27 protein-coding genes are annotated in these 26,313 nt (G+C 69.7%); 11 read left to right on the forward strand and 16 right to left on the reverse strand.

What is annotated here, in order from left to right; translation table 11 throughout:
- Window positions 1-13: 13 nt before the first annotated feature.
- Together AB0H36_RS30360 and AB0H36_RS30365 are read right to left on the reverse strand one after the other, a co-directional pair.
- The gene (locus tag AB0H36_RS30360) at window positions 14-469 is read right to left on the reverse strand and encodes a dihydrofolate reductase (RefSeq protein WP_360531046.1); all 456 of its coding nucleotides are present in this window, start codon (window positions 467-469) and stop codon (window positions 14-16) included.
- A 76-nt stretch (window positions 470-545) separates the two neighbouring features.
- Window positions 546-1,337, reverse strand: coding sequence for a thymidylate synthase (locus AB0H36_RS30365; protein ID WP_360531049.1), 792 nt, complete (start codon window positions 1,335-1,337; stop codon window positions 546-548).
- Between the two features lie 33 nt (window positions 1,338-1,370).
- Between AB0H36_RS30365 and AB0H36_RS30370 the strand changes: the two genes are divergently transcribed.
- Window positions 1,371-2,021, forward strand: a complete 651-nt coding sequence (locus tag AB0H36_RS30370; RefSeq protein ID WP_360531052.1) for a peptidyl-tRNA hydrolase — start codon at window positions 1,371-1,373, stop codon at window positions 2,019-2,021.
- Here AB0H36_RS30370 and AB0H36_RS30375 read toward each other — a convergent pair.
- The 4 genes from AB0H36_RS30375 to AB0H36_RS30390 are packed head-to-tail and all read right to left on the reverse strand — an operon-like array spanning window position 2,000 to window position 4,023.
- Window positions 2,000-2,590 carry a dihydrofolate reductase family protein gene (locus AB0H36_RS30375; protein ID WP_360531055.1) on the reverse strand — a complete coding sequence of 197 codons (591 nt, stop codon included), beginning with the start codon at window positions 2,588-2,590 and terminating at the stop codon, window positions 2,000-2,002. The two genes, AB0H36_RS30370 and AB0H36_RS30375, sit on opposite strands and share 22 nt — an antisense overlap.
- A complete protein-coding gene (locus AB0H36_RS30380; RefSeq protein ID WP_360531058.1) occupies window positions 2,575-3,198 on the reverse strand; it encodes a dihydrofolate reductase family protein in 624 nt (207 codons plus the stop codon). The genes AB0H36_RS30375 and AB0H36_RS30380 overlap by 16 nt, the downstream gene beginning before the upstream one ends.
- Before the next feature lie 2 nt (window positions 3,199-3,200).
- On the reverse strand, window positions 3,201-3,671 hold the full coding sequence (locus AB0H36_RS30385; protein WP_360531061.1) for an SRPBCC domain-containing protein: 471 nt from the start codon (window positions 3,669-3,671) through the stop codon (window positions 3,201-3,203).
- A gap of 13 nt (window positions 3,672-3,684) precedes the next feature.
- On the reverse strand, window positions 3,685-4,023 hold the full coding sequence (locus AB0H36_RS30390; RefSeq protein ID WP_360531064.1) for a metalloregulator ArsR/SmtB family transcription factor: 339 nt from the start codon (window positions 4,021-4,023) through the stop codon (window positions 3,685-3,687).
- Window positions 4,024-4,146: 123 nt separating this feature from the next.
- Here AB0H36_RS30390 and AB0H36_RS30395 point away from each other — a divergent pair, with 123 nt between their 5' ends.
- Genes AB0H36_RS30395 through AB0H36_RS30405 form a run of 3 tightly spaced genes read left to right on the forward strand, consistent with a single transcriptional unit; the run spans window position 4,147 to window position 5,524 of the window.
- Complete coding sequence (locus tag AB0H36_RS30395; protein ID WP_132212221.1) at window positions 4,147-4,371, forward strand: hypothetical protein; 225 nt, start codon at window positions 4,147-4,149, stop codon at window positions 4,369-4,371.
- On the forward strand, window positions 4,371-4,862 hold the full coding sequence (locus tag AB0H36_RS30400; protein ID WP_360531068.1) for a Clp protease N-terminal domain-containing protein: 492 nt from the start codon (window positions 4,371-4,373) through the stop codon (window positions 4,860-4,862). Before AB0H36_RS30395 ends, AB0H36_RS30400 begins: the two co-directional genes overlap by 1 nt.
- On the forward strand, window positions 4,862-5,524 hold the full coding sequence (locus AB0H36_RS30405) for a DUF998 domain-containing protein (protein ID WP_360531071.1): 663 nt from the start codon (window positions 4,862-4,864) through the stop codon (window positions 5,522-5,524). Before AB0H36_RS30400 ends, AB0H36_RS30405 begins: the two co-directional genes overlap by 1 nt.
- On the opposite strand, the gene AB0H36_RS30410 is transcribed toward AB0H36_RS30405, so the two are convergent.
- From AB0H36_RS30410 to AB0H36_RS30435, 6 genes are all read right to left on the reverse strand, one after another.
- Window positions 5,521-7,032, reverse strand: coding sequence for a multicopper oxidase domain-containing protein (locus AB0H36_RS30410; protein WP_360531074.1), 1,512 nt, complete (start codon window positions 7,030-7,032; stop codon window positions 5,521-5,523). The genes AB0H36_RS30405 and AB0H36_RS30410 overlap by 4 nt on opposite strands.
- Window positions 7,029-7,460, reverse strand: a complete 432-nt coding sequence (locus AB0H36_RS30415) for a hypothetical protein (protein WP_360531077.1) — start codon at window positions 7,458-7,460, stop codon at window positions 7,029-7,031. Before AB0H36_RS30415 ends, AB0H36_RS30410 begins: the two co-directional genes overlap by 4 nt.
- Window positions 7,457-7,822 carry a hypothetical protein gene (locus AB0H36_RS30420; RefSeq protein WP_360531080.1) on the reverse strand — a complete coding sequence of 122 codons (366 nt, stop codon included), beginning with the start codon at window positions 7,820-7,822 and terminating at the stop codon, window positions 7,457-7,459. Before AB0H36_RS30420 ends, AB0H36_RS30415 begins: the two co-directional genes overlap by 4 nt.
- A 57-nt stretch (window positions 7,823-7,879) precedes the next feature.
- Window positions 7,880-8,224 (reverse strand): hypothetical protein, encoded by a 345-nt coding sequence (locus AB0H36_RS30425; protein WP_360531083.1) that lies wholly within the window; start codon window positions 8,222-8,224, stop codon window positions 7,880-7,882.
- A gap of 149 nt (window positions 8,225-8,373) precedes the next feature.
- On the reverse strand, window positions 8,374-8,586 hold the full coding sequence (locus AB0H36_RS30430) for a hypothetical protein (RefSeq protein WP_360531086.1): 213 nt from the start codon (window positions 8,584-8,586) through the stop codon (window positions 8,374-8,376).
- Window positions 8,587-8,702: 116 nt separating this feature from the next.
- Window positions 8,703-9,743: a LacI family DNA-binding transcriptional regulator gene (locus AB0H36_RS30435; RefSeq protein WP_360531089.1), complete on the reverse strand. Its 1,041-nt coding sequence runs from the start codon at window positions 9,741-9,743 to the stop codon at window positions 8,703-8,705.
- A 168-nt stretch (window positions 9,744-9,911) separates the two neighbouring features.
- Here AB0H36_RS30435 and AB0H36_RS30440 point away from each other — a divergent pair, with 168 nt between their 5' ends.
- Together AB0H36_RS30440 and AB0H36_RS30445 are read left to right on the forward strand one after the other, a co-directional pair.
- Window positions 9,912-10,616 (forward strand): copper homeostasis protein CutC, encoded by a 705-nt coding sequence (locus tag AB0H36_RS30440; RefSeq protein WP_360531091.1) that lies wholly within the window; start codon window positions 9,912-9,914, stop codon window positions 10,614-10,616.
- Entirely contained in the window at window positions 10,613-10,870 is a 258-nt protein-coding gene (locus tag AB0H36_RS30445) for a DUF4031 domain-containing protein (protein WP_360531094.1), read from the forward strand. Before AB0H36_RS30440 ends, AB0H36_RS30445 begins: the two co-directional genes overlap by 4 nt.
- 39 nt (window positions 10,871-10,909) lie before the next feature.
- On the opposite strand, the gene tuf is transcribed toward AB0H36_RS30445, so the two are convergent.
- Window positions 10,910-12,097: an elongation factor Tu gene (gene tuf / locus AB0H36_RS30450; protein WP_360531097.1), complete on the reverse strand. Its 1,188-nt coding sequence runs from the start codon at window positions 12,095-12,097 to the stop codon at window positions 10,910-10,912.
- Between the two features lie 334 nt (window positions 12,098-12,431).
- Window positions 12,432-14,813, reverse strand: coding sequence for a hypothetical protein (locus tag AB0H36_RS30455; RefSeq protein ID WP_360531100.1), 2,382 nt, complete (start codon window positions 14,811-14,813; stop codon window positions 12,432-12,434).
- 208 nt (window positions 14,814-15,021) lie between these two features.
- Here AB0H36_RS30455 and AB0H36_RS30460 point away from each other — a divergent pair, with 208 nt between their 5' ends.
- Window positions 15,022-15,906 (forward strand): Gfo/Idh/MocA family oxidoreductase, encoded by an 885-nt coding sequence (locus tag AB0H36_RS30460; protein ID WP_360531104.1) that lies wholly within the window; start codon window positions 15,022-15,024, stop codon window positions 15,904-15,906.
- Here AB0H36_RS30460 and AB0H36_RS30465 read toward each other — a convergent pair.
- Together AB0H36_RS30465 and AB0H36_RS30470 are read right to left on the reverse strand one after the other, a co-directional pair.
- Window positions 15,890-18,151, reverse strand: coding sequence for a PQQ-binding-like beta-propeller repeat protein (locus AB0H36_RS30465; protein WP_360531107.1), 2,262 nt, complete (start codon window positions 18,149-18,151; stop codon window positions 15,890-15,892). The two genes, AB0H36_RS30460 and AB0H36_RS30465, sit on opposite strands and share 17 nt — an antisense overlap.
- Before the next feature lie 90 nt (window positions 18,152-18,241).
- Window positions 18,242-18,553: a helix-turn-helix domain-containing protein gene (locus tag AB0H36_RS30470; RefSeq protein ID WP_360531110.1), complete on the reverse strand. Its 312-nt coding sequence runs from the start codon at window positions 18,551-18,553 to the stop codon at window positions 18,242-18,244.
- A gap of 88 nt (window positions 18,554-18,641) precedes the next feature.
- Here AB0H36_RS30470 and AB0H36_RS30475 point away from each other — a divergent pair, with 88 nt between their 5' ends.
- Genes AB0H36_RS30475 through AB0H36_RS30490 form a run of 4 tightly spaced genes read left to right on the forward strand, consistent with a single transcriptional unit; the run spans window position 18,642 to window position 26,282 of the window.
- Window positions 18,642-19,829: an MFS transporter gene (locus AB0H36_RS30475; protein WP_360531113.1), complete on the forward strand. Its 1,188-nt coding sequence runs from the start codon at window positions 18,642-18,644 to the stop codon at window positions 19,827-19,829.
- A 60-nt stretch (window positions 19,830-19,889) separates the two neighbouring features.
- Complete coding sequence (locus AB0H36_RS30480) at window positions 19,890-20,813, forward strand: MurR/RpiR family transcriptional regulator (RefSeq protein WP_360531117.1); 924 nt, start codon at window positions 19,890-19,892, stop codon at window positions 20,811-20,813.
- Window positions 20,810-23,452, forward strand: a complete 2,643-nt coding sequence (locus tag AB0H36_RS30485; protein ID WP_360531120.1) for a family 20 glycosylhydrolase — start codon at window positions 20,810-20,812, stop codon at window positions 23,450-23,452. Before AB0H36_RS30480 ends, AB0H36_RS30485 begins: the two co-directional genes overlap by 4 nt.
- 10 nt (window positions 23,453-23,462) lie before the next feature.
- Window positions 23,463-26,282, forward strand: coding sequence for an alpha-L-fucosidase (locus AB0H36_RS30490; RefSeq protein WP_360531123.1), 2,820 nt, complete (start codon window positions 23,463-23,465; stop codon window positions 26,280-26,282).
- Window positions 26,283-26,313 lie beyond the last annotated feature (31 nt).

Below are 26,313 nucleotides of genomic sequence, written 5' to 3' on the forward strand. Positions count from 1 at the left end.
TGCCTACTCGTTGTTAGCGGCGCCGGTAGCTGACGAAAGTGAAGCCTTCGTGGGGCTCCCGGGCGGTCTCGAGCCAGGCGTCGGGGTCGAGGGTGGGGAAGGTGACGTCGCCGGTGGGGGACTGGGCGACCTCGGTGAGCTCGAGGCGGTCGGCGTACGGGAGGGCCTGGCGGTAGATCTCACCACCACCGGCGACATAGAGGTCACCGTCGTACTTGAGCGCCTCTTCGAGGGTGTGGACGATGTCGACGCCCTCAGCGGTCCAGTCGAGCTGACGGGTGACGACGACGGTACGGCGGCCCGGCAGCGGGCGGCCGATCGAGTCGTACGTCTTGCGGCCCATCACCAGCGTGTGGCCGAGCGTCAACGCCTTGAAGTGCTGCAGGTCCGCACGGATCCGCCACGGCAGGTCGTTGTCCCGCCCGATCACGCCGTTGGCGCCGACCGCGGCGATCAGGATGAAGCTCATCCACGTCCTCGCTTCGCTCCGGGCGTGGATGAGGCACGACGCGGACTGTGCTTGATGATGCCCTCGCTTCGCTCGGTCATACCGCGATGGGCGCCTTGATCCCGGGGTGCGGGTCGTAGCCGACCAGCTCGACGTCGGCGATCTCGTAGCCGTCGATCGCGTCCCGCTGGTTCAGCTTCAGGGTCGGCAGCGGCCGGGGCTCGCGGGTGAGCTGCAGCCGGGCCTGGTCCAGATGGTTCAGGTACAGGTGCGCGTCGCCGAGGGTGTGGACGAAGTCGCCGGCCTCGAGCCCGGTCTGCTGCGCCACCATGTGGGTCAGCAGCGCGTACGACGCGATGTTGAACGGGACCCCGAGGAAGATGTCCGCGGACCGCTGGTACAGCTGGCAGGACAGCCGCCCGTCGGCGACGTAGAACTGGAACATCGTGTGGCACGGCGGCAGCGCCATGTCGTCCACGTCCGCCACGTTCCAGGCGTTCACGATGTGCCGGCGGGAGTCGGGGTTGTTCTTGATCGACTCGATCACGCCCGCGATCTGGTCCACGTGCCGGCCGTCCGGGGTCGGCCAGGACCGCCACTGGTAGCCGTAGACCGGGCCGAGCTCGCCGTCGGCGTCGGCCCACTCGTCCCAGATCGAGATGTTGTTCTCGTGCAGCCACTTGATGTTGGTCGAGCCGCTGAGGAACCAGATCAGCTCCCCGATCACCGACCGCAGGTGCAGCTTCTTCGTCGTCACCGCGGGAAAGCCCGCGCGGAGGTCGTAACGCGACTGGTACCCGAAGACACTCAGGGTGCCCGTCCCGGTCCGGTCGCCCTTCTCGACCCCGTTGTCCAGCACGTGCCGAAGAAGATCCAGGTACTGCTGCATGCCGCCAACTTACCGCCCTGGCAGACTCGCGGCGTGGAACAGGTGCTCACTCTCGTGGTGCGAGTCGAGAAGAATGCGCGGCCGGGGCAGACGGATGCGCTGGAGACGGCGGCGCGGGCGGTGCTGGCGATTCTTGCCGACGAGCGGTCGGTCGGCGAGGGGGAGTGGGCCGAGGCGATGCATGCCTGGCAGGACGACCGGATCCGGAAGGTCGTACGGCGGGCGCGCGGGGCGGAATGGCGTCGTGCCGAGGCGCTGCCGGGGATCACGATGCACGGGTCGGGCGCGGAGGTCCGGGTGTTCCCGCCGGTGCCGCTGGACGACGTACCGAAGGATCTCGCGAAGCTGCAGGTGACGGGCACCGACTTCGAGGACCCGGAGGAGTTGCCGGCGGTCGAGCCGGGATTGCCGGTGCTGTGGATCAACCCGGGGCTGGAGATGTCCAGCGGGAAGGCTGCGGCCCAGTGCGGCCACGCGGCGCACCTGGCCTGGTGGGCGCTGTCAGCCAGGGGAAGGAAGGAGTGGGTGGCGGCGGACTTCGCGTTGGCGGTGCGCACCGCCACCCCTGAGCACTGGCAGGAACTCTCGAGGAGCGGACTCCCCGTGGTCCAGGACGCCGGCTTCACCGAGGTGGCGCCGGGCTCGCGGACCGTCATCGCGGATCACCCTTTGCTGACGCGGTAGTGCAGGTGGGTGACCCTGTCGCCCTCGACGACCTTCGGGTTGTCCAGCAGGACGTGCTCGCCGACGTAGTCGCCGAAGAACTTCACGCCGCTGCCGAACACCACCGGGGCGATGTTGTAGGCGATCTCGTCGACCAGCCCGGCCGCCAGCGCCTGGCCGGTCAGGTTGCCGCCGGTCAGCGCGACGTTGCCGTCCCCGGCGATCTCCTTGGCCTTCGCGATCGCGTCCTCGATCCCGCTGACGAACGTGTACGGCGCGTCCGGGAACGGCCAGTCGGTGGGCGCTTCGTGGGTGACGACGACAACGTGGTCGCCGACCGCGGGGACGCCGTTCCAGCCGTTGGTGATGTCGAACAGCCTGCGCCCGATCACGCAGACCCGGGTGTTCGGCCAGATCGTGTTGAGGTAGTCGGCGCTCGCCTGGCTGACGTGGAACGCACGCCCGGGGTCGGTGCCGTAGATCTCGACGGGGCCGTTGTAGTACCAGTCGAACAGTGCGCCGACCCCGTCCTCGGGATCCGCGACGAAACCGTCGAGGGAGACGACGGCGGAGGCTATGACGTTGCCCATGACACGTTCTCCTTCTTGACTCGGTAGGTGAGATGCTGCGCGGCCGGCGTGGAGACCATCTCGATCAGGTCCAGCGAGTACGTCGGCGCCGCGTCGGCCGGGAACAACCGGGTCCCGGCACCCAGTACGACGGGTGCGATGTGCAACCGCAGTACGTCGGCCAGTCCGGCGGCCAGCGCCTGGTGGCAGATCTGCCCGCCACCCATCACGTAGACGTCCTTGTCGCCGGCGGCCTCCCGGGCCTGGGCGACGGCGTCCTCGACGGAACCGACGAAGCGGAACCGTTCGCCCAGCCGGGTCTTCTCCGGCGCCGAGTGGGTGACCACGAAGATCGGCGGATTCACCTCGCCGGTCGGCTTGGCGCCGTACCCCATCTCGTCGTTCCAGCCGTGCGGACCGTCGATGATGTCGAACAGGTTCCGGCCCTGGATGACCGAACCGGTGGCCGCGAAGGCTTCGTCTAGTACGTTGCGGTCCTCGGCGGTGCCGTTGAAGACCCACTCGTGCAGCGCCTCGCCGCCGTCGCCGAGCCCGTTGTCGAGGCTGACGTTCGGCCCGGTGACGTAACCGTCCAGGGACACCGAGATGTCGACGACGACCTGGCTCATGGTCAGCCCTCCTTCGCGACGAGCTCGGCCAGCCGGTCCATCGAGTCGCGGAGGCCGACCTCCATGCCGTGCTCGATGGTCTGGTCGCGGGCCTCCACCGAGGGGAACACCGACCGGGTGTGCAGCCGGACGCCGGTCTCCGTCGGCTCGTAGGTCGCCTTCTCCAGGCACACCTCGCCCGGGGCGCCTTCCCACTCGAAGGTCTGGATGACGAGCTTGTCCTGCTCGACGGTGTGGTAGACGCCGCGGAACGCGTACTCACCGGACTCGTCCTTGTGGATGTACCGGTAGCTGCCACCCGGGCGGACGTCGTACCGGTCGACGGTCATCTCCAGGCCGCGCGGGCCCAGCCACTCGGTGACCAGCTCCGGGTCCGTCATGACCTTGAACAGCTGCGCCGGGGTGGCGGCGAACTCGCGGGTCACCTCCACGAACGGGGTGCCGGCCGGGGTGTTGATGGTGGTGGCGCTCATGTCTCCTGCTCCTTCACTTGTCCTGCTCTTGAACGGTCTTGAGGACTGCGTCCAGCCGCCGGAACCGGCGCTCGGTCTCCAGCCGGTACTCGTCGATCCAGCTCGTCAGGGCCTCGAGGGCGGCCGGCACCAGGTGACACGGACGGCGCTGGCCGTCCCGGGTCCGGGTGATCAGCCCGGCGGTCTCCAGCACCTGGATGTGCCGCGACACCGCCTGCTTGGTGATCGGAAACGGTTCGGCCAGCTCGTTCACGGTGGCCGGGCCGCGGGACAGCCGCGCGATCATCGCTCGCCGGACCGGGTCGCCGAGCGCGGCGAAGGCCTTGTCGAGCTGGTCGTCGTCAACCGGCATCTTTATCAACCATTTCCTTGATCAACTGATGTGTTGAATATAGGGAGGTCCTCTGCCCGTAGTCAAGGGCAGGGTTTAGCAACTTTGGTTGACAACCGCTGGCTGTCAACTTAAGTTGCTTACATGACCGAGTTGGTGGATCCCGAGGACCCCGCGGCCGGCCTGGCCGCGGTGGTGGCGTTGCGCCGGCTGGCCGACCGGCTGGAGGACAGCCAGGTGGAGCAGGCGATGCGGGCCGGCTGGAGCTGGTCCGACGTGGCCGAGGTGCTGGGGGTCACCCGGCAGGCCGTTCACAAGAAGCACGCCAAGCGGCTGATCGCCGCGGGTGTCGCCCTGAGGAGGCGCTGATGTCGTCCGACGCGAAGGACGTTCGCACCATCCTGGTGCGTGGTGCGCGCGAGGTCGCCCGCCGGGACGGATCCCGGACCATCGAGGCCGAGCACGTGCTGCTCGCGCTGGCCGCGATGGAGAACAACCCGGCCGCCCGGCTGCTGTCCGAAGCGGGGCTCACCGAGGACGGGATCCGGGCGGCCCTGGATCGCGAGTGGGAGCACAGCCTGGCGATCGCCGGGATCGCGGTCCGGATCGGGCTGTTGCCGGAGGCAACGCCTGACCACAGCCGGGATCCGCAGATCGGTGAGTCGGTGCGGCTGCTGCTCAAGCGGGCTCTGGACGCCGAGCCCCGAGTCGGTGGCACCCGGATCGGATCGGTCCGGATCCTGGTCGGCATCCTCGATTCCGACCGAAGCCGAGTCGCCCGAGCCTTGCAAACCGCAAACGTGGACCGCGCCGCCCTCCGCGCCCGCGCCGCCGAAGCCTTGGCCGAAGGCGTCCGCTGATGGTCGGCCCAGGCAGCTCAGCGGCGGCGGTCAAGGCGACCGCTCGGGTTCCGACGACCCGCCGCCTCGTCTCCTGCGGATTGCTCGCGGGCCCGCTCTTCGTCGTCGCTTTCCTGATCCAGGGGTGGTTGAAGGGTTCCGGGTACGACCCCATGCGCCACCCGGTCAGCTCGTTGGCGCTCGGCGATCACGGCTGGGTGCAGACCGCCAACTTCCTGGTCTGCGGTTTGCTAACCATCGCGTTCGCCGTGGGTCTCTGGCGATCCGGCCTGCGCGCCGGCGCGGTGCTGATCGGCATCTGGGGCGTCGGCCTGGTCGGCGCCGGCGTCTTCGTGACCGACCCCGTGAGCGGATTCCCCGTGGGCACGCCGAACGCCTCGGAGTACACCACGATCGGCGCACTCCACGACGGCTTCTCGCTGCCCGCGTTCGTCGCCCTCGCAGCCGCACAGGTCGTGCTCTCCGGCGGCCAAGGCTGGAAGTGGCGCCTCTATTCGTTGCTTAGCGCAACCGCCTTCGCCGTGATGTTCGTGCTGGCCGGCGCCGGCTTCGACCAGAACCAGTCCCTGGTCGACACGGCCGGCCTCTTCCAGCGGCTGTCTGTGACGATCGGCTGGGCCTGGCTGTTCGCGCTGAGCTTGCGCGTCCTGCGCCGTACCTAGACCGTCTCGAACCCCGCCATCATCGCCATATCCTCGTGCTCGAGGTTGTGGCAGTGGATCAGGTACTTGCCCTTGTGAGCGGTGAACTTGACCAGTACGTCGACCACCTCGGCCGGCCGGATGTCCACGGTGTCCTTCCAGCCGGCGTCGTACGCACCCCGCTTGCCGCCGCCGCGACTCAGCACCTGGAACGGCGCGAGGTGGACATGCACCGGGTGGTGGACATCGGTGACGAAGGTCCAGATCTCGTACTGGTCCAGCTTGACCTGAGCCTGCATCACCACCGGATCGAACGCCTTCCCGTTGATCGTCCAGCCCTTGTGCCCACCGGCGTCGCCTCGGCTGAACTTCCACTTCCGCTTGACGATCCCGGCCGGCTTGGGCAGCAGGCCGTACGACGAGAGCTTGGCCGGGATGCTGCTGTCGTCGGTGGCCTTCCGGGCGACCTTGAAACGCAGGACGTTCGCGTTGCCGTCCAGCTTGTTGACGATCGTGACCTCGTCACCAGGCTGGTACGCCGAGAAGTCCACGATCACGTCGAAGCGCTCGGCCGGCGCGATCACCAGGGTGTCGTGCTCGATCGGCGCGTCGAGCAGTCCGCCGTCACTGCCGATCTGGACGAACTTCGCCGGCCCCTTGTCGAAGGCGAGCTCGTAGCGGCGCGCGTTGGCCGCGTTGAGAATCCGGAAGCGGTAGCGGACCGCGTCCACCTCGTGCACCGGCCAGGGCGCGCCGTTGACCAGGGTGACGTCGGCGACGACACCTTCCATGTACGCCGACTCGACACCGGGACGGTCCTTCGCCGCGGGGTACAAGAACGAACCGTCCTCGGCGAACGCGCGGTCCGCGATGACGAGCGGGATCTCGCGATCGCCCGCAGGCAAAGGCAGACGGTCCTCCTCGTCGTCCCGGACGAGGTGGAAGCCGAACAGGCCGCGATAGACCTGTGGAGCGGTGTAGTCCATCCGGTGGTCGTGGTACCAGAGGGTCGCGGCGCGCTGCGTGTTCGGATACGTGTAGATGCGACTGCCGGTCTTCACATCGCCGCCGGTCATGTTGTGGTGACCGGCGTGCCCTTGATGATCGCCTGGCGGCATGAGCAGGTCCAACGGCCAGCCATCACTCGCAGCGGGTGTGTGTCCGCCGTGCAGGTGTACGGCGGTCGGCACGTCGAGCTGGTTGACCTGCTCGATCACGGTGGTCCTGCCGCTCCGAACGTCGAACGTTGGTCCTGGCAGCAGGCCGTCGTACCCGAGAATCTCGGTCTTGAGGCCGGGGAGGATCTCCAGACCGGCCTTGCGTTGTACGACGCGGTAGTAGTCGACGCCGGCCTCGGTACGGATCGGTTTCTTGACCGGAGGGATCGGGAGCGGGACCTGGAACGGCTCTGGGAGTTTGGCCTGGCTGCGCAGGAGCTCGCCGGCCTGTGACGGCGATGGGTCGAGGCCGCAACTGGTCAGGGAGACGGCGCCGGCAGCGGCAAGGAAACCGCGGCGGGACAGCTTCATCGGGTGGGCTCCTTTCGGCTTCGGCGAGCGGCGGGACGGAACGACCAGACGGTCATCCACACGACGGTGACGACGATCGCCGTGCCGAGCGGGACGTGGACGGCGAAGTTCTGCAGGTAGCCGAAGGTCAGCTGGGCGAACTCGGCGAAGAACAGCACGACGGTCAGCAGCAGCGGCCAGATCCGGCCGCCGCCGGCCAGCCAGTAAAGGAGCGCGGCGACGAACTGGATCATCGAGACCATCCACAGCGTCGACCCGATCGGGCCGTGTGCGCTCATCGCGTCGACCTCGCCGGACAGGAAGTAGCCGGCGAGGATCGGCTGCGCCACGACCAGGCCTGCGTGCAGCAGCAGGACGATCCGCAGGGTCCACAGGGTGGCGCGTGGCCGCCGTACCTTCGGTTCCGTGGCTGTCGCCGTCGCGGTCATGCGGCGCCTGCCTGCTGGCGACGCGTCCAGAACGCGAAGCCGACCACGGCACCCACCAGGGTGATGCCGAGCGGGAGGTGCAGGGCCAGGTCGCGGCTGTAGCCCATGCCGACCTGGAAGCCCTCGCCGACCGTGATCAGCAGGGAGACGGCTGGGGCGACGATCCGGCCGCCGGACCGCCACCAGATTGTTGCTACGAGCAACTGGAAGAGGCCGGTGAAGGTGAGAGCCAGGCCGAGTGGCTCATGGATCCGGATCGCTCCGCCGGAGCCGTTCAGGTAGACGCCGGCCAGGATCGGCTGCAGGCAGATCGCGATCGCGTGGGTCGCGGCGACCAGTCTGAGGGCGGCAAGGGACTTCATGTAGACCGACAATAGTAGTCTGGCTACATGTAGGGCAATCAGGTATTGCCCTGACCGCTACGTGAGGCGCCCCAGGGGTGCCACCGTGATGCCGGCGCGTTCACAGACCCAGTGCGGGTCCGGGCCGAGCTCGGGCTCGATCCGGAGCTCGTGGTCGTTCAGGTCGTCGCACGCGGTGCAGCGCGGCCAGCGGATGCCGGAGTCGACCAGCCGGTCCTGGACGTCCTGCGCGACCAGCCCGGCGATGTGCTCCGCGCCGTCCGGCCACTGGTCCAGCCACCACTGCCGGCCGGCCACCGCGTCCTCGAGTACCGACACCATCACCGCATCGTCGAATCCCCGCGCAGCCAGGTCGTGCAGCACCATGGCGCGGGCGGTCAGCAACACCCCGGGCTCGTTCATCGCCCTTCAGAGTGCCACGCCGTACCGACAAAACCCCACGCCGCCCACCCGCGTCGCTCGAGGGGATATCCCCCCGAGTGCAGCCTTCTCCCCTCGTATACCAGGGGAGAAGGCTGTGTCGGCGGGGATATCCCCTCGAGTGCGGTGGGTCAGTTTGCCGTGCAGGCCGGGTCGATCCGGTTGGCCAGCCGGAGCTCGCGTTCGGCGGCGGTCCGCAGTACGGCGCTGATCCGGGCGCGGACTGCGAGGGTCCGGCGCGGGGCCGGCTCGTCGTACGGCTGCTGCGGAGCGTTCGGAAGAGCCGACTGCGCCAGGTTGCGAGCGTTTTCGACAGCGGTGTTGGCGGCGATGAAGTACGTCATGATGCTGCTCCCTTCCTGAGAGCGTGTTCGGTCGGCCGGCGGCCGGGCGGCCGTCGGAGATCGTGGGGGATCGGCCCGGGAACCCGCTGCGGGCCCCAGGTGTTGCTGTGTGGTTGTTAGCTACGTGGCGCCGGCCCGCTGCTGGATCGGACGATCAGCTGGGTGGGCATCAGCACCTGCCGTTCGGTGGTCGCCGGGTCGAGCAGGATCCGGCCGACGGCGCGGCCCTTGTCCCGGATCGGCTGGCGGATCGTGGTCAGCCCGGCCGGCTCGGCGGCCGGGATGTCGTCGAAGCCGACCACGGTCAGGTCCCGGCCGGGCGTCAGCCCGCGGACCCTCATCGCCTCCATCGCGCCGAGCGCCTGTACGTCGCTCAGCCCGACGATCGCGGTCGGCCGGTCCTGGGAGTCGAGCACGAACTCGGCGCCCTTCAGGCCGGAGGCGAAAGCGTTGTGACCGCCGGATATCAGCCGCAGCCGGGCGTCCGGCATACCCTTCTGCAGGCCCTGGATCCGCAGCTCGCAGTCGGTGCAGCCGATCTCGTCGAAGTCCACGTCGACCGCGGTGTCACCGGCCTGCTCACCCTTGTCGTCGACCAGTACGACGACGTCGCGGTGACCCAGCCGGGCCAGGTGCTGGCCCAGCTTCGCGGCCGCTTCGACCTCGTCGATCGCGACCCAGGACAGGTCCGGGTGGTCGCCGCGATCGGTCGAGACCGCCGGGATTCCGCGCGCGTGCAGGATGTCCACCGCGGGGTGGCCGCTCGGCACGCAGAAGATGGCTGCCGCGTCGATCGCGGCCTGCTGCACCGCGTTGCTGCCACCGACGAGGTCGGCCGAGCTGAGCGGCATCAGCAGCAGGCTGGTGCTGAACTCCTCGGCGACCTCGGCCAGTCCGGCCAGGAAGCCGACCGCGTACGGGTCCGAGAACGCGTACGCCAGCTTGTCGGTGAACAGCACCCCGATGGCGCCGGCCTTGCCGCTGCGGAGCGCCCGTGCGGACGCGTCCGGACCGGCGTAGCCGAGCTCGTGGGCGGTGGCCAGGATCCGCTCGCGGAGCGCGGCGGACAGCTGGTCGGGCTTGTTGTAGGCGTTGGAGACGGTCGACGGGGACACGCCGACGGCCTGAGCCACGGTCTTGAGCGTGACGCCTGCCATCTCTCGTCTCCTTCCGCCGGGGCTGCCGCTTGTCGGGGCAGTCTTCTGGATCGTTCTTCTAAATCGTTCTAGAAAAACGATACAGAAGACTGCTGGGGAGTGCAACACCTATTTCCGGCGTCCGCCGTACTGCGGTCTGCCGGGCGGGCACCTGGGATGATTGCGCGCATGGGGTCGTTGCTGGAGGTCATCGCGCTGCATCCGGCGGATGCGGAGGCGGCGCAAGAGGGTGGGGCGGACCGGCTGGAGCTGTGCGCGGCGATGGAGGCCGACGGGCTGTCGCCGTCGGTGTCGACGGTCAGCGCGATCCGGCGGTCGACCGATCTGCCGCTCCGGGTGATGCTGCGGCTGTCCGACTCGTTCACGACGAACGGCGCCGAGCTCAACCGGCTGACCGCGATGGCGCAGTCCTACCTGTCGGCGGGGGTGGACGGGTTCGTGTTCGGCTTCCTGACCCCGGACAACGAGGTGGACGTCGAGTCGACGGCGGCGCTGGCGAGCACGTTCGCGGAGACGCCGTGGACGTTTCATCGCGCGATCGACGCCGTACTGGTGCAACGTCCGGCTTGGCGTGCGCTGCGGACGCTGCCGGGACTGGACTGCGTCCTGACTGCCGGGTCGTCGCTCGGGGTCGGACACGGGCTGGATGACCTGTGCAAGCTGGCCAACGAGGAGCCCGCGGTGGCGAAGGTGATGATGGCCGGCGGCTCGTTGCAGCCGGAGCACGTGCCATGGCTGTACCAGAGCGGCGTACGGCGCTTTCATGTCGGCTCGTCTGTGCGGCAGGACGGCTCGTGGACGAAGGCGTACGTGAACTCGCGCTTCGTGCGCGCCTGGCGCAACCTGCTCGACGCGCAGGACTCGCGCGGATGATCCTCATCGACCCACCGGCCTGGCCCGCCTGGAACAGAGTCTGGTCCCACCTGGTCAGCGACGAGTCCTTCGACGAGCTGCACGCCTTCGCCCGCGCCGCCGGCATCCCCGCCCGAGGCTTCGACCGCGACCACTACGACGTCCCCAGCGACCGCTACGAATCTCTCATAGCCGCCGGCGCCACCCCAGTCTCCAGCCGAGAACTGGTCCGCCGCCTGACAGCCGCCGGCCTCCGCCACCGCAAACGCACGTGACACGGCCCTCAGTTGCTTGCGGCAACTGAGGGCCGTTGGTCAGTCGAGCAGCTCGGTCACCGTGCCGGCGGCTACGGTGTGGCCGCCTTCACGGACGGCGAAGCCCAGGCCGGTGTTCATGGCGATCGGCTTCGACAGTTCTACGGTGAGGTCGACGGTGTCGCCGGGCATGACCAGGGTGATGTCGCCCAGGTCGATGCCGCCGTCGACGTCCGTGGTGCGGAAGTAGAACTGCGGGCGGTAGTCCGGGCCGAAGGGGCTGTGACGGCCGCCTTCGGAGGTGGACAACGCGTGCAGTTGCGCGCGGAACTTGCGGTGCGGTTGCACGCTGCCCGGCAGTGCCACGACCTGGCCGCGACGGACCTCGTCGCGCTTGATGCCACGCAGCAGCACGGCCGCGTTGTCGCCCGCCTCCGCGGACTCCAGCGACTTCCCGAACGTCTCGAGCCCGATCGCCGTACTGGTGACTGTCGGGCCGAGGCCGACCACCTCGACCGTGTCGCCGACCTTCAGCGAACCGCGCTCGACCGCTCCGGTGACCACGGTGCCGCGGCCGCTGATGGTGAGCACGTTCTCGATCGGCATCAGGAACGGCTCTCCCAGCTCACGGTCCGGGGTCGGCACGTAGGAGTCGACCGCGTCCAGCAGCTCGCCGATCGCGCCGGTCCACTGCGGGTCGCCCTCGAGCGCGCGCAGTCCGGAGACGCGCACGACGGGTAGGTCGTCGCCCGGGAAGCCGTACTCCGACAGGAGCTCACGGACCTCCAGCTCGACCAGGTCGAGCAGCTCGGGGTCGTCGACGGTGTCCGCCTTGTTCAGCGCGACCACCAGGTACGGAACACCGACCCGGCGCGCGAGCAGCACGTGCTCCCGCGTCTGCGGCATGGCGCCGTCCTGTGCCGACACGACCAGGATCGCGGCGTCCACCTGGGCGGCGCCGGTGATCATGTTCTTCACGTAGTCGGCGTGCCCGGGCATGTCGACGTGCGCGTAGTGCCGGGTGGCGGTCTCGTACTCGACGTGCGAGATGTTGATGGTGATCCCGCGCGCGACCTCCTCCGGCGCCCGGTCGATCCCGTCGAACGCGACGAAGCGGTTGACGCCCGGGTCGCGCTCGGCGAGCACCTTGGTGATGGCGGCGGTCAGGGTGGTCTTGCCGTGGTCGACGTGACCCATCGTGCCGATGTTGAGGTGCGGCTTGGTCCGCACGAACTGGCTCTTGGCCATGAAGATTTCCCTTTGCTGTCAGAAGATTCGTTGAGCCAGGACCCCCGGCTCGGCCTCCGCAGCGCTGTCACCGCACGGGAGGGGGCCGGTGAGCGCGCCACCCTCCTCCGCGGGTCCTGTCAGCAGGAGAAGGGTCGGCTTCGCGCGCCGGTGCACGTCGCTGAATCGACTGACGCAGCCCACGTGGGAGCGCCCGTCAGGCCGGTGCCTGACAGGTCGTGCTCGAGAACCACGCGGAACATGTGCATCACGTTAGAAAGGAACGCTGCCCCGGGCAACAGAATTCCCGCGCTGCGCGGGAGGAAAGAAGCGAGGAAGGAGGGGAGGCGGGGCCTCAGTTGAGGGCGAAGAGGCGGGTGCCGTCGGAGAAGATGGGGCGGGCGCCGGCGACCGTGACGGCGGGTTTGTTGCAGGTGACCGCTTCGGACTGGGCGACCGATTCGGCGGTGGGGCCGGCGAGGATGGGGCGAGGCTGGATGCCGGTGGTGCCGATCATCACCGGGGAGCAACTGCCGTTGGTCAGCGGCATCAGCGTCACCACGCGACCGTCCGGCAGCAGGCCGAAGCCGTCCCGCGGGTACTCGGGCTGCTGCAGCTTCGGCGGCACCTCCAGCAGGTGGTGCCACTGCGGCGTTCCGTCCGCCGGGCTCACCGCGGACACGTCGTACGTCTGCGGCTGACCGGGATCGGTCGCGTTCCGGCACGTCACCAGCACCAGCGACGCCGGCGTAGCGGCGAGCTGAGCGTCGCACGACGCCGACCCGAGTCGCGGCCGCGGTGTGCCAGGCACCGGCGTCGTCCAGATGATGCGGCCCTCACCCACGTCGACGGCCCACTGGTTCAGCGTGCCGCCCGCAGCGCCGGTCCAGATCAGGCCGGAGACCTCGCGAGTGTCAGGTACGGCGACCAGGTCACCGACCCACGTGGCCGGGTCCAGCTCGGCGCTCAGGTCGAACCGAGTCCCCAGGTCGACCTCCCACCGCTGGTCGCCGTTCTTCATGTCCAGACCGCGTACGACGGCACTGTTGCCCCCACACGCATCGACGACCACTGCCTGGTCGCCCATCAGCTCGCCCTGCGTCACGCCGCAGCGCAGTTGGGTCCGCCAATGCGTCGGGCTGCTCACGCCATGCGCCACGACGTAGTTGTCCTCCGCCACCAGCAACTGGTCCGCGTCGACCGCGAGTGCCGTGCCGTCGGTGTGCACCTCGGTGAGCACCTTCCCGCTCACCGCATCCAGTACGGCGTACGTCGGCAGGTCGATCCCACTCGGTGCACGGGTGCCGCCGTACGGAAGGTGTGCGGCCAGTGTGCGGCCGTCGCTGGAGACCAGGAGGCCCCGCGAACCGCTGGAGGCCGCGTCGTCGACGTCGGCGCGGGAGTACCGCCACCGGATCTGGCCGGTGTTCGCGTCGGACATCACCACGCCGTCCGGACGCAGTTCGGCGACGCCACCCGCCGTACCGGCGATGGCACCGGTGGCCGGCACCTCGCGGCTCCAGGCGAGGGCGCCGTCGAGCTGAACAGGCTGCTGCTCGGGCTTGGTGGTCGTAGTGGTGCTGACCGTGTTGGCCGTCTCCAGCCGGGCCTGCACGAACGGCTCACCGGCGGACACCACGATCCACGCCAGCAGTGACCCGCACACCACGGTCACAGCGAGGCCCAGCAGGCGCGGTGGTGCTTGTGCGTACGCCGGTGCCAGCCGCAGTCGCCGAGCCAACGCCAAGAGCGCGCCGGCGAGCACTAGCGAGACGGAGGCGAGCAGCAGGTAGGGCCAGCGCTCCGACATCGCCGCACCGGGCTGTGCAGCCGGCCAGCGCCACCAGCACAGGCCGACCGCGATCACACCGACCACTGCGAAGGTCAGCGCGGGGATGCTCACGAGTCGCGGCTGCGCCCGGCGGAACCATGCACACGTCAGGCCGGCAGACAACGCCGTACCGGCGATGGGGGCCCAGACCGGGAAGCCGGTGACCTGGTCCGGGTCGGCCGGCCACTTCGCCGCCGCGCCGAGACCACGGCCGAGCAGGACGGACGCAGCCACGACCGCACCGAGGGCCGCGCCGAGGTAAACGATCGGGATCAGCCCGCCGATCGGCCGGGCCGCCTCAGGGACCCAGGACTCGACCTCCCGGGTGAGGTTGTCCCGGGCTGCCTGTTCCCACGCGTCGTGGCCGCGCTGGGTCGCGTACAGCCGGGTCTCGGCCAGGCCTTGCAGGAACGACATCCGGCCGCGGGCGAAGTCCCGGTCGCCGATGTGCGCGTACTCCTGCCGGATGCCCTCGGCGTACTCGTCGTACCGCTCGGGGGGCATGCCGAGGATGCGCAGGTCGGCGTCGCACAGCACCGCGCCGTTCGCGTCGTCCGGCTCGCAGTCGTGCTTGGCGGTCAGCCGGACCAGCCGGCCGATCTCCTCGACCCGCTCGGCGTCGACGCCGTACGCGGCGAGCTCGAGCTCGGCCAGCTGGGCCGAGACCTCCTCGTTCTCGCCGGGGTCGGCCTTCGGGTCGTAGATCGCGTCGTGGAACCAGGCGGCCAGCCGGACCGTGTCGGCGTCGTCGGCCTGGTCGGCGAGCTCGTCGATGGTGGTCAGCACCTCGGTCAGGTGCCGCTGGTCGTGATAGTGGCGATGTTGCTCTGCGTAACGAGCCAGCAGGTCGTCGCCCAACGGCTGCGCGTGCGGCAGCAGGCGATTCCACTGGTCGCGCAGGTCCATGGCTGGGAGTCTCGCACCCGGCGGGAGCCTGCACCGACCGATCCGGCGCTGACGGATAGTCTCGTGGCCAAAGCGATATCGGCTCGTCACCTGACCACCGCGATGGGTGCGTCCGGCATCGAGTCCCACCGGTGCAACTGCGGTCCAGGTCACATCTATACCGGCTGGTAAGGACGATCAGGTGGCCCGGCAACGAGATGGAGGACGGATGCGATTCGGCCTGGTAGGCACCGGCCCGTGGGCGAAGCTGACGCACGGGCCCGGGCTGCGCGCCGCCGCGGACGCCGAGTTGGTCGGCGTCTGGGGCCGCGACCCCGGCAACACCGCCGCGATCGCCGCCGACCTCGAGGTCACGCCGTACGGCGACTACGCGGAGTTACTGGAGTCCGTCGACGCGGTCGCGTTCGCCGTACCGCCGAAGGTGCAGGCGTCGATGGCGCTGGAGGCCGCCGCGATCGGCAAGCACCTGCTGCTGGACAAGCCGGTCGCGGACTCGCTCGACGACGCCCGGGCGCTGGCCGCCGAGGCCGCCGACGAGGGGATCGCGTCGGTCGTGTTCTTCACCCACCGGTTCGAGCCGCCGATCCGGAAGTTCTTCGCCGACGTGCAGGCCAAGGGCGGGTGGAAGGGCGGCTGGTCGCGGATCCTGGCCGCGCTCGACGAGCCGGGCAACCCGTTCACGGACTCGCCCTGGCGGCGCGAGCAGCGTGGGGCGCTGTGGGACGTCGGTCCGCACGCGCTGTCCAACCTGACCGCGATGCTCGGCCCGATCACCGACCTGACCGCTGTCGGCGGCGAGGGCGATCTGGTCCACCTGGTCGTGGTCCACGAGTCGGGTGCCACCAGCACCGCCAGCCTGTCCCTCTTCGCCCCGCCGGCCGGCAGCAACTTCGAGACCGGCATCTGGGGACAGACAGGTACGGCGCTCATGCCGGAGAGCGACACGGACCCGGTGGACTCGTTCGCGCTGGCCGTGCAGGAGCTGGTCGCCGCAGCCGAGTCCGGCGAGTCGCACCCGGTCGATGTGGCCTTCGGCGCCCGGGTGGTCGAGCTGCTGGCCGCGGCGGAGGAGCAGCTCAACGCAGCGCGATGACGGTGTCGGCGCCAGAGGTCAGGACCAGGTTGCCGATCGCACGGACGTCGCGGCTGCAGGAGATGCCGGTGGGGAGGCGGACCTGGCGGTAGCCGGTGCGGCTGATCACGTTGGCCCAGCAGGCGTCGGAGCCGCGGCTGAGTGAGATCACCCGGCCGTCGGCGGTGACCGTGACCTTCGCGCGCGGGTTGACCGGTGCGGCGGTCTGCCACGCGGTCTCACCGGTGCTCGCGTCGATCGCAGTGACCAGCGTTTGGCCGTTCTCCAGCTTCCGGGTCGCTGGACAGTCCACGACGATCAGGTAGCGGCCGGCTGCGTTCATCAGCGTGCGACAGGCCCACGTCCGTGGCACCGACCACCGCCACTTCGTCTCACCGGTCCGTGGGTCGATCGCGGTCAGCGCATCAGGTAGGTCGGAGTCGCCGCCGGGCTCGGCCACGACCACCAGACCGGCCACGACGACCGGCCGCCGGTACGTGTCACCGGACTGCTTGGTCCACAGCTTCTTGCCGGACTTCAGGTCGAGGCCGACCATCTCGTCGTCCTCATCACCGCAGCTGCGGCCGAGGAAGGTGACCACGGTGTCGGTGGTGGCGACCGCGCCGATCCCGGTGCAGCGGCCGGGCTCGAACGTCCACCGGTCCCGGCCGTCCGGGTCGACGCCGCGCAGCTTGTCGGAGCCGCGGGCGACGCGCTCGCCGGTCAGCAGCGGCTCGGCCTGCTGGATGACGTGGTCCCTGGTCCGACCCGGCCAGGCTGCCTTGCGTTCGCCGGTGTTGGCGTCGAGCAGCAGGTAGCCGACGTCCGCGAACTGGGCGAGCACGTAGTCGCCGTTCCCGGTCGCCACGATGTCCGGCTTCTCGTCGGAGTCGGACCGGCTGTAGCGCCAGCGCAGTACGCCGGTGGCCGCGTCGAGCATCTCCACCACACCGGACTGCCTGGGTACGGCGATGCCGTAGCGGGTGCCGATCGCTTCCTCAGCGCCGGAGCCGAGCATTGACTTGCTGATCCATGCCACCGTGCCGTCCAGCGTGGAGGCGGTGGCCTTGCCGGCTGGGCGGTCGGTGTCCTCGACCCGCTCGTTGGAGCTCAGCACGTAGTTGCGAGCGAGCGGCTGGATGATCAGGAGCAGGGCCAGTCCGACCACGACTGGGATTACCAGCCAGGCGAGTTGTTGGCCGACGTTCCTGGGCGGGAGGAAGCGCGCGGATCGGGTGCGGAGGAGTGAGCCGACCAGTGCGGATGCGCCGGCTGCGAGCAGTAGGAGCAGGGCCGAGATGAGCAGGGGGACGCGGAGGCCGACGCCGACTGCTGGGTTGACTCTGGGCATCTGCGCCCAGGCGATGAGCAGTCCGGTGACTGCGGTGGCTACGACGGCGCCTGCGATGAGTAGGGCACGCTGAGTGGCGCTGCGGGCGCAGCGGAACAGCACTGGTGCGCTGAAGAAGGCGGCGATGGCCAGTACGACGGGCGGCCAGCCGATCGCGTCCTCGGCCGCCGGAACCTGCCAGGAGGCGCCGGACGCGGCGATGGCGACGACGGCGGAGGCGATCGCGCAGAAGGTGGCGGTCGCGGTGAGTGCGGCTTGCTGCCAACCACGCCAGGGTGCGGGGAGCTCACTGTCCAGGCTGGCCAGCTCAGTCTCCAGGTTGATGCGTGCGACCGGGCTGAGGCGTTGGCGGGCCAGTTGGGTGCGGTAGAGGTGGCCGTCGAGCAGTTGGCGCACCTCGTCGTACCGGTGCTCGAGTGCGGACCCGCGGTCGGCGGCGTCTCGCCGTACCTCTGCGGTGTGGACGGCGTAGCGGCTGGGGTCGGCGGCGAGGATGGCGTTGACGGCGTCGAGCAGTACGTCGCCGTTCGCGTCGCGGCGGGGTGGTGCGTAGGAGTCAGGTGGGGGTGCGGCCAGGTCGCCGGTGAGGCGGATCAGGCGGGCTACCTCGGCGATCCGGATGGGTGGTACGCCGTACTGCGGGAGGAGCTCCTCGGCGAGTCGGGCGGAGGCCTCGGCGTCCTCGGCGGGGGTGCCGCCGGGCTCGTGGACGGCGCGGTGCAGCCAGGCGGCCAGTCGCACGGAGGTGGGGTCGGTGGCGAGCTGGACGAGTGAGTCCAGCGCGGTGAGGACGATGTCGAGGTAGTAGTCGCGGTAGGCGCGGCGGTTGCGGTCGACGTACCGGGCGACCAGCTCGTCAGCCAGCTGGTCCGAGCCGGGCACCAGCTGGTCCCACCTCGCACGCAGCTCCACCACTGCAACAGTCTGCCAGCCACACCCCCACGACAAACGCTCGATCTCCCCACCGAGACCTTGCAGGCGCCGCTCAGTTGCCCGTTGGTGCGCCTACTGGCGGGCGGTGAGGATGCCGGTGAGGAGGCCGGGGTAGAGGGTGTCGAGGTCTTCGCGGCGGAGGGTGCTGATCCGGCGGGTGCCTTCGGTGTGGGTGGTGAGGACGCCGGCTTCGCGGAGGATGCGGAGGTGGTGGGCCCGGGTGGAGGCGGTGACGGGCAGCTCGATCTCGCCGCAGGCGATGCCCTCGGGGGCGTCGGCCAGGGCCCGGATGATCTGCAGGCGGACGGGCTCGCCGAGCGCCTGCAGGACCGACTCGACCCGGATCTCCTCCCGGTCCGGCTGCGGTAACGCCTTCCTCGTCATGTCCCCATAATACGACGCCTGTCGAACTTCGATGAACTTCGTAGTACGATCTTCATCGAACTAATCGTCCTCGTCCGGAAGGTCCTCGATGTCCGCACGGATCTACCTGCTCGGCGCCGGCGCGTTCGCGGTCGGCACCAGCGCGTACGTCGTGTCCGGTGTGCTGCCCGACGTCAGCTCCGAGCTGCACGTCTCACTGACGGCCGCGGGTCAGCTCGCCACCGCGTTCTCCCTGTCGTACGCCATCGGCGCCCCGATCCTGTCCACGCTGACCGGCCGCTGGGAGCGCCGTACCCTGCTGATCGCCGCGCTCGTGCTCGCCGCGCTGGGCAACTTGATCGCTGCCGTCGCCACCAACTACCCCGTGCTGATCGTCGGCCGGGTCGTGGCCGCCTTCGGCGCCGCGGTCTACACGCCGGCGGCGACCTTGTTCGCGACCGGACTGCTGCCACCGGAGGAGCGAGGTAGGGCAGTCGCGATCGTCTTCGGCGGCCTCACCTTCGCGCTAGTCCTCGGCGTCCCCGCCGGCACGCTGCTCGGCCCGACCCTCGGCTACAAGGGCGTCTTCGCCCTGATCACAGTCGTCGCCGTACTGGTCGCCATCGCCGAGCGCGCCGCCCTGCCGAAGGTGGCCGCGCCGCCCGTGGTCAGTCTGCGCGAGCGATTCGCCGGTGTGACCGACCGCCGGGTGCAGACCGTGCTGGCGATGTCGGTCCTCGGAGTCCTCGCCGCGTTCAGCGTCTACATCTACGTCGTCCCGCTGCTCAAGCAGACCGTGCACCTCGGCGGCAGCGCAGTCGGCATCCTGCTGCTCGTCTACGGGCTGGGCGCCGTCCTCGGCAACCTGCTCGGCGGCCGGGCGACCGACCGCTTCGGCAGCCTCCGGACCCTGTACGGCGTCCTGATCGGCAGCATCGTGATGGTCGGAACACTCGACCTGACCGCCACGACCGTGGTCGGCGCGGCCACAGCGCTGTTCCTGTGGGGCATGTTCACCTGGGCGTTCAACCCGCCGATCCAGAACCTGCTGCTCGAGTTGGGTGGCGGCCTGCTGATCTCGCTGAACGCGTCGGCGATCTACCTCGGCGCCGGCCTGTCCGCAGTCGTCGGCGGCCTGGTCATCCAGCTGGCCGGAATCACCTACCTGCCTCTGGTCGCCGCCGTACTGGACATCGCAGTGCTCGGCCTGCTCGTCACCCTGCGGCGTGACCCGGCGCTCCAGCGGGTCGAGCATCTGGACGAAGAAGAAGCCCTCGTCGTTGTTGCCGACCAGTAGGTCTTGACAGCGCTGTCACGCTGACGCAGTGTTTCACCGATCCGCCCGATCGGTGAATGGATGATTCACGTGCGCGACCCCGCCCCTCCGCAGCCGCCGGCTGACATCGCCGACCGTGTCCGGGCGACGTTGCCGCGGCTGACCGGTGCGCTTCGCCTGGTCGCCGACACTGTGCTCGCCGAGCCGGAGCTGGTGGCCGAGCTGTCCACCGCGGCGCTGGCGGAGCGGGCCGGGGTCTCCCAGGCGAGCGTCACCCGGTTCGCGCAGGCGATCGGGCTGGCCAGTCACCAGCAGCTGCGGATCGCCGTCGCGACGCAGCTGGGCCGCGCGACCATCCCTGGCTGGAGCACGGACCTCGGCCCGGTGATCACCGATGACGACTCGGTCGCCCGGGTCGCCACGGTGGTCGCGAACGCCGACATCCGGGCCATCACCCAGACCGTCGACCAGCTCGACCTGGAAGCCCTCGACCGGGCCGCGCGCGCCCTCGCCGCGGCCCGGCGGATCGACGTGTACGGCGTCGGCGGCAGCTCGACCATCGCCGCCGAGCTCGAGATGCGGCTGTTCCGGATCGGCGCACAGGTCCGGGCCTGGCCCGAGATCCACGGCGCCGCCACCTCCGCGGCCCTGCTCACCGCCGCCGACGCTGTCGTCGCGATCTCCCACTCCGGTACGACGGCCGAGGTCCTCGAGCCCGTCGAGCTGGCGCGGGAGCGCGGCGCGACCACGATCGGCATCACCAGTGACCCGCGGTCCCCGCTGGCCGGCGTGGTCGACGAGGTGCTGACCACCGCCGTACTCGAGACGTCGTTCCGCAGCGGTGGTCTGGCCGCGCGGCACTCCCAGCTCGTCGTCACCGACTGCCTCTACATCCGGGTCGCACAGCTGACCTCGGACCGGGCCGGTACGGCGATCGACCTCACCGCAGACATCAGCTCCAAACACTCCGTCCGCACTCGCCGCTCCCGAGGAGACAGACGATGAAGTCCCGCCTGATCGCGGGTGTGCTGGGCACGGTCCTGCTTGCCGCAGGCCTGGTCAGCACCCCGGCGACCGCCCAACCCGTCACCCCGAAGACCGTCCCCGCCCTGACCGGTTGGCAGCCTGCCGCCGGCACGTTCGAGCTCACCCGGCAGAGCCGCGTCCTGGTTGAGCCTCACCAGACGGCGGTGCACGACGATGCCGCCACCTTCGCCGCCGACGCGAAGGAGCTGACCGGTCGCCTGCTCCCGGTGGTCCGCAGTACGTCAGGAGGTCGTGCCGGAGATCTGCTCGTGCGGCTCGACCCGACCCGGGCTGACCTCGGTCCTGAGGGCTACGAGCTGACCGTCGGCAAGACCGTCGCCATCACCGCGAAGACCGACGCCGGCGCGTTCTACGGCACCCGCACGGTTCTTCAACTCCTGAAGGCGGAGACGATCCCGGCCGGCCGCGTCGTCGACGTACCGGAGTACGCCGAACGCGGCGTCGGCGTCTGCGCCTGCCTGATCAACGTCTCGATGGCGTGGTTCGAGCGGCTGGTGAAGGATGCGGCGTACCTGAAGCTGAACCAGCTGTGGGTCGAGCTGAAGGTGAAGAGCGACACGCATCCCGAGTCCGTCGAGTGGGGCTACTACACCAAGCCGCAGCTCGCCGCCCTGCAACGGCTGGCCGACAAGTACCACGTGACGATCGTGCCGGAGGTCAACTCGCCCGGTCACATCGAGCCGTGGATCCGCAACCGGCCCGATCTGCAGCTGACCGACAGCTCCGGCCAGAAGCAGGTCAGCCGGCTCGACATCACCAAGCCCGAGGCGTTCGACTTCCTCACCGACATCATCGACGAGAACCTGAGCGTGTTCCGGACGCCGTACTGGCACATGGGCGCGGACGAGTACATGCTCGGCTCCGACTACGCCCGCTACCCGCAGCTGCTCGCCTACGCGCAGCAGAGGTTCGGGCCGGACGCCGTGCCGCAGGACGCATTTGTCGACTTCATCAACCGGATCAACGCGTACGTGAAGGCCAAGGGCAAGACGCTGCGGATCTGGAACGACGGGATCACCACCGCGGCCACGGTCCCGCTGGACCGCGACATCATCGTCGAGCACTGGCTGGGCAGCGGCGTGAAGCCGACTGCGCTGCTGGCCGACGGCCGCAAGGTGATGAACGCCGCCTACGCGCTCTACAACGTGCGCGGCGGGTTCAAGACCAACCCGCAGCAGCTCTACTCGTCGGGCTGGTCGCCGCTGAAGTTCGACGGCGAGACGATCGCCGACCGCACCGGGATCACCGGCGCCAAGATCACCCTCTGGCCGGACAACGGCTCCGGGAACACCGAGAACGAGATCGAGGCCGAGGTCCGGATGCCTCTGCGCTTCATCGCGCAGGCGACCTGGGGCACGCCGCAACCGGACCCGGACTACGCCACCTTCGCCACCCGCGCGGACGCGGTCGGACGCGCGCCCGGCTTCGACAACGTCGACCGCACACCAGTTGCAGCAGGCACCTATTCGTTGACATCCGGCGGCGAGTACCTGGGCGCCGACGGCGAAGGCGAGCAACTCACTCTGAGCGGAGTGGAGTCCGCCTGGGACGTGAAGCCGACCTCCGACGGCTACTACACGCTGACCAACCTGGCGTCCGGCCGGTGCGCCGAATCCCGACTCGGCACCCGCTACCTCAACACCCCACTGGAGCCCGGTACGGCGATCACCGCGCAGACCTGTGACGCGACGAACCGCCTGCAACGCTGGCAACTCGCCAAGTCGGGCGACCGCATCACGCTGGTCAACGCGATCACCCGGATGGTGGCGACGTTCGACGGCAACGGCCTGGTCCAGCAGCTCCCGGACGGTCACAGCCCGGCTCCACTCACCCTGACCCCGGTGATCCGGTCGACGGCCGTCGTCGACCGCCAGACGATCACGCCGGGCACTCCCGCGACGCTGACCGTCACCGTCGCCAACAACACCGAGTCGACCGCCACGGGTATCACTGTGACGCCATCGGTGCCCGCCGGCTGGACCGTTGCGCCGAGCAAGCAGTCTTTGCCGGCGCTGGATCCGGGCGCCTCGAAGGACCTGGCGTTCACCGCGACCCCGCCCGCCGATGCCCCGGCGTCCATGGTCGCGCTCGGCGCAGTCACGTCGTACGTCCAAGGGCGTGAGCACCAGCTCGCGACTACGGCTGGTGTCCGGCTGAGTTGTGTGCCGGAGGCGAGCAGTCCGGTGGCGGTCACGTACGTCGACAGCGAGGAGACGGCCGGAGAGGACGGCCGGGCGGTGAACGCGATCGACGGGAACCCGGCGACGTTCTGGCACACCGAGTGGTCCGCAAAGCAGCCGCCGCCACCGCACGAGATCCAGCTGGACCTGGGCGCGGCGAAGTCGGTCTGCGCGGTGACGTACCAGACCCGGCTGAACGCGACCAACGGCCGGATCGCGGACTACGAGATCTACCTGAGCACCGACGGGACGAACTGGGGCGAGCCGGTGGCCAAGGGCACGTTCGCGAACAGCCCGGACGCCAAGTGGGTGCCGATCGCCGCGACCACCGCCCGCTACCTGCGGCTGGTGCAACTGTCCGAGGCGAGCGGGAACCCGTTCGGCACCGCCGCCGAGATCACCGTCGACGCGAAGTGAGGACGATGCCATGCGAGCCGCAGTCGCCCTGCTCGCCGCTGCGCTGGTGGCGAGTGCGTTGACCACTGTCCAGGCCCAGGCGGCCGATCCCGACGTATTGGACGTCTCGTTTGGTGGATCGTTCTCGAGCGGCAACACGTACACGGCCGCGACCGGTGAGGTGATGGGTGGCACGGTCACCCGCCGGTCCGGCGCGGAGTCTCTCGACCCGGCCCGTGGTGTCGTCCTCGGCGGCGGTGCCGACGGCGTCCGCTTCCAGCCGAGTACGGCGCTCAGCGGCGGCGACGTCCAGCGGTCGTTCCTGATCGAGACGGCCTTCACCCCGGACGCGGCGCAAGGCTCGCTGGCCACGATCACCGCGATCGGCGGCGCGATCTTCGGCCGGTACAACGGCACGAACCTGCAGTACGGCTTCAGTGTCGAGAGTGGTGGGGAGTGGAGGGACGTCGTACAGACCGTGCCAGTGCCGTCCGCTGGAGAGCAGCACGTGCTCGCGCTCGCCTACGAGGTGACCAGCGGCGGCGCAACTTTGCATGCGTTCCTCGACGGGCAGCAGTTGCCAGCCGCGGTCAGCACCGACGGCACCGCAACCTGGCATCCGGACGCCGGTGCGGACATCGGGATCGGCAACGAGGTGCACCCGTCCGCTCTGCAGCGCGGGCTCGACGGCTCGATCCGGCAGGTGCGGCTCGCGACGTTCAGTGGCGCCTTCAACCCGGCGGACCTTCGGCTGGCGAAGCCGGTGGTCTCGACGTCCAAGGTCGCGGTCGGGTTCGAGGGCGCGATCGGGGCCGACGGCAACTACCAGCCGGCGCTGGGGGAGAAGGCCGATCCGGTCCCGGTGGTCACCGGCGGCGTGGTGACCGAGCCCGGACGGCTGCGGCTGTCCGGCAAGGGTGGCATCAGCTGGCAGGGATCTCAGCTGGACGGCGGGGTGCTGGCGGAGACCGTCGTGTCGCCGGATGTGCTTCGCCCGGGTGTCGTGCTGATCGACCTGCTGGGACTTGCCCAGTTGGTCGTCGGCGCCAAGGACATCGAGCTGAAGGCAGGCGGCGAGTCCATTCCGCTCGAGCTCGGAGCACCCGCGGTCAAGGAAGGCGTGCGCTACCACCGGTTCGGTCTGGCGATCGAGAACGGCGACACCGTGACGGCACTCGTCAACGGGACCCCGGTGAGCCGGACAATCTCCAGCCAGGCCAACGGTCAAGTGCGCTGGCTGGACGGTGCGCGCGGTATGGCGTACGGCATCGGTGTCAGCACCTTCCTGGGTAAGCCGCCTGTGGACGCCCAGGCCCTGCAATCACTCCCGTGTGTAATCGGCAAGCTCAGCCTAGCCCGGACGATGCCCGTTGCGGAGGGGGAGTGCGCCACCTCGCTGGTGGCCAAGGCTGCCGCGATGCGGCCGGACGCCCGGCAGGTCGCGTGGCAGCGGATGGAGCAGACGGCGTTCCTGCACTTCGGGGTGAACACGTTCACCGGCCTGGAGTGGGGCCACGGCGACGAGGACCCGAACCTCTTCCAGCCGACCGGTCTCGACACCGACCAGTGGGCCCGCACCCTGCGTGACTCCGGCTTCAAGCTGGCCATCCTCACCGTGAAGCACCATGACGGCTTCCTGCTGTACCCGTCCCGCTACAGCAAGCACAGTGTCGCCTCCAGCTCGTGGCAGGACGGCCAGGGCGACGTGGTCCGGGCGTTCGTCACGTCGATGCGCAAGTACGGCGTCAAGGTCGGCTTCTACCTGTCGCCCGCAGACGAGAACCAGTACCTGGACGGCGTCTACGCCAACGGCAGCGCGCACACCCCACGCACCATCCCGACCCTGGTCCCGGACGACGACCGGGTCGGCCAGGACCTACCGCAGTACACGCTGACCGCCTCCGACTACGGCGCCTACATGCTCAACCAGCTGTACGAGCTGCTGACCGAGTACGGCCCGGTGGACGAGGTGTGGTTCGACGGAGCGCAGGGCCGGATCCCGCCGGACAAGGTGGAGACGTACGACTTCCCCAGCTGGTACACGCTGATTCGGGAGCTCGCGCCGCAAGCGACGATCGCGGTCAGCGGCCCGGACGTGCGCTGGGTCGGCAACGAGTCCGGCCTGGCGCGCCCGGACGAGTACAGCGTCGTACCGACGATCACCAAGCCGAACGGCGCTCCGGAGTACGCACTCGGGTACGCCGCCGCCGACCAGGGCAGCCGCAAGGCGCTGCTGGCCGGGCGGGACGCGGGTGCGACCGAGCTGGCGTGGTGGCCGGCGGAGTCGGACGTGTCGATCCGCGAGGGCTGGTTCCACCACCCCGAGCAGGAGCCGAAGACGGTCGCGCAGCTGACCGACATCTACTACAAGTCGGTCGGCCGGAACTCGGTGCTGCTGCTCAATATCCCGCCCGACCGTCAGGGCCGGTTCGACGAGCGTGACGTGACCAGACTGGCCGAGTGGCGGGCACAGCTGGCCGCGGACATGCCGGACGACCTCGCCCGCCAGGCACGGGCGACCGGTGACGGCGTGATCCCGCAGGCGGCGATCGACGGCAACCCGGACACCTCCTGGCGGAACCCGGGGACCGGCGCGCTCACGCTGACACTGCCCGAGCCGGCCACTGTGCGCAGGGTGTCGCTCGGCGAGGACATCCGGTACGGCCAGCAGATCGAGGCCGGCGTGGTCGAGGTGCGGACCGGCGAAGGCTGGCAGCAGGTGGCCACCTTCGGCGCGGTCGGCCAGCGCCGGATTCTGGCCCTGGAGACGCCGGTGGAGACCAGCGCGGTCCGCGTCCGGATCACCGGATCCAGGGCGAAAGTGAGGCTTGCAACAGTCTCCGTTTTCTGACTGGCACCCCCGTTGAGGCAGGCTTAGCGGC

Source organism: Kribbella sp. NPDC050820 (assembly GCF_040653975.1).
Lineage (GTDB): Bacteria > Actinomycetota > Actinomycetes > Propionibacteriales > Kribbellaceae > Kribbella.

Bases quoted from the DNA above. Each gene is read 5' to 3' on its own strand.
- AB0H36_RS30360 (WP_360531046.1), bottom strand. From the start codon at position 469: ATGAGCTTCATCCTGATCGCCGCGGTCGGCGCCAACGGCGTGATCGGG.
- AB0H36_RS30365 (WP_360531049.1), bottom strand. From the start codon at position 1,337: ATGCAGCAGTACCTGGATCTTCTTCGGCACGTGCTGGACAACGGGGTC.
- AB0H36_RS30375 (WP_360531055.1), bottom strand. From the start codon at position 2,590: ATGGGCAACGTCATAGCCTCCGCCGTCGTCTCCCTCGACGGTTTCGTC.
- AB0H36_RS30380 (WP_360531058.1), bottom strand. From the start codon at position 3,198: ATGAGCCAGGTCGTCGTCGACATCTCGGTGTCCCTGGACGGTTACGTC.
- AB0H36_RS30385 (WP_360531061.1), bottom strand. From the start codon at position 3,671: ATGAGCGCCACCACCATCAACACCCCGGCCGGCACCCCGTTCGTGGAG.
- AB0H36_RS30390 (WP_360531064.1), bottom strand. From the start codon at position 4,023: ATGCCGGTTGACGACGACCAGCTCGACAAGGCCTTCGCCGCGCTCGGC.
- AB0H36_RS30395 (WP_132212221.1), top strand. From the start codon at position 4,147: ATGACCGAGTTGGTGGATCCCGAGGACCCCGCGGCCGGCCTGGCCGCG.
- AB0H36_RS30400 (WP_360531068.1), top strand. From the start codon at position 4,371: ATGTCGTCCGACGCGAAGGACGTTCGCACCATCCTGGTGCGTGGTGCG.
- AB0H36_RS30405 (WP_360531071.1), top strand. From the start codon at position 4,862: ATGGTCGGCCCAGGCAGCTCAGCGGCGGCGGTCAAGGCGACCGCTCGG.
- AB0H36_RS30410 (WP_360531074.1), bottom strand. From the start codon at position 7,032: ATGAAGCTGTCCCGCCGCGGTTTCCTTGCCGCTGCCGGCGCCGTCTCC.
- AB0H36_RS30415 (WP_360531077.1), bottom strand. From the start codon at position 7,460: ATGACCGCGACGGCGACAGCCACGGAACCGAAGGTACGGCGGCCACGC.
- AB0H36_RS30420 (WP_360531080.1), bottom strand. From the start codon at position 7,822: ATGAAGTCCCTTGCCGCCCTCAGACTGGTCGCCGCGACCCACGCGATC.
- AB0H36_RS30425 (WP_360531083.1), bottom strand. From the start codon at position 8,224: ATGAACGAGCCCGGGGTGTTGCTGACCGCCCGCGCCATGGTGCTGCAC.
- AB0H36_RS30430 (WP_360531086.1), bottom strand. From the start codon at position 8,586: ATGACGTACTTCATCGCCGCCAACACCGCTGTCGAAAACGCTCGCAAC.
- AB0H36_RS30435 (WP_360531089.1), bottom strand. From the start codon at position 9,743: ATGGCAGGCGTCACGCTCAAGACCGTGGCTCAGGCCGTCGGCGTGTCC.
- AB0H36_RS30440 (WP_360531091.1), top strand. From the start codon at position 9,912: ATGGGGTCGTTGCTGGAGGTCATCGCGCTGCATCCGGCGGATGCGGAG.
- AB0H36_RS30445 (WP_360531094.1), top strand. From the start codon at position 10,613: ATGATCCTCATCGACCCACCGGCCTGGCCCGCCTGGAACAGAGTCTGG.
- tuf (WP_360531097.1), bottom strand. From the start codon at position 12,097: ATGGCCAAGAGCCAGTTCGTGCGGACCAAGCCGCACCTCAACATCGGC.
- AB0H36_RS30455 (WP_360531100.1), bottom strand. From the start codon at position 14,813: ATGGACCTGCGCGACCAGTGGAATCGCCTGCTGCCGCACGCGCAGCCG.
- AB0H36_RS30460 (WP_360531104.1), top strand. From the start codon at position 15,022: ATGCGATTCGGCCTGGTAGGCACCGGCCCGTGGGCGAAGCTGACGCAC.
- AB0H36_RS30470 (WP_360531110.1), bottom strand. From the start codon at position 18,553: ATGACGAGGAAGGCGTTACCGCAGCCGGACCGGGAGGAGATCCGGGTC.
- AB0H36_RS30475 (WP_360531113.1), top strand. From the start codon at position 18,642: ATGTCCGCACGGATCTACCTGCTCGGCGCCGGCGCGTTCGCGGTCGGC.
- AB0H36_RS30480 (WP_360531117.1), top strand. From the start codon at position 19,890: ATGATTCACGTGCGCGACCCCGCCCCTCCGCAGCCGCCGGCTGACATC.
- AB0H36_RS30485 (WP_360531120.1), top strand. From the start codon at position 20,810: ATGAAGTCCCGCCTGATCGCGGGTGTGCTGGGCACGGTCCTGCTTGCC.
- AB0H36_RS30490 (WP_360531123.1), top strand. From the start codon at position 23,463: ATGCGAGCCGCAGTCGCCCTGCTCGCCGCTGCGCTGGTGGCGAGTGCG.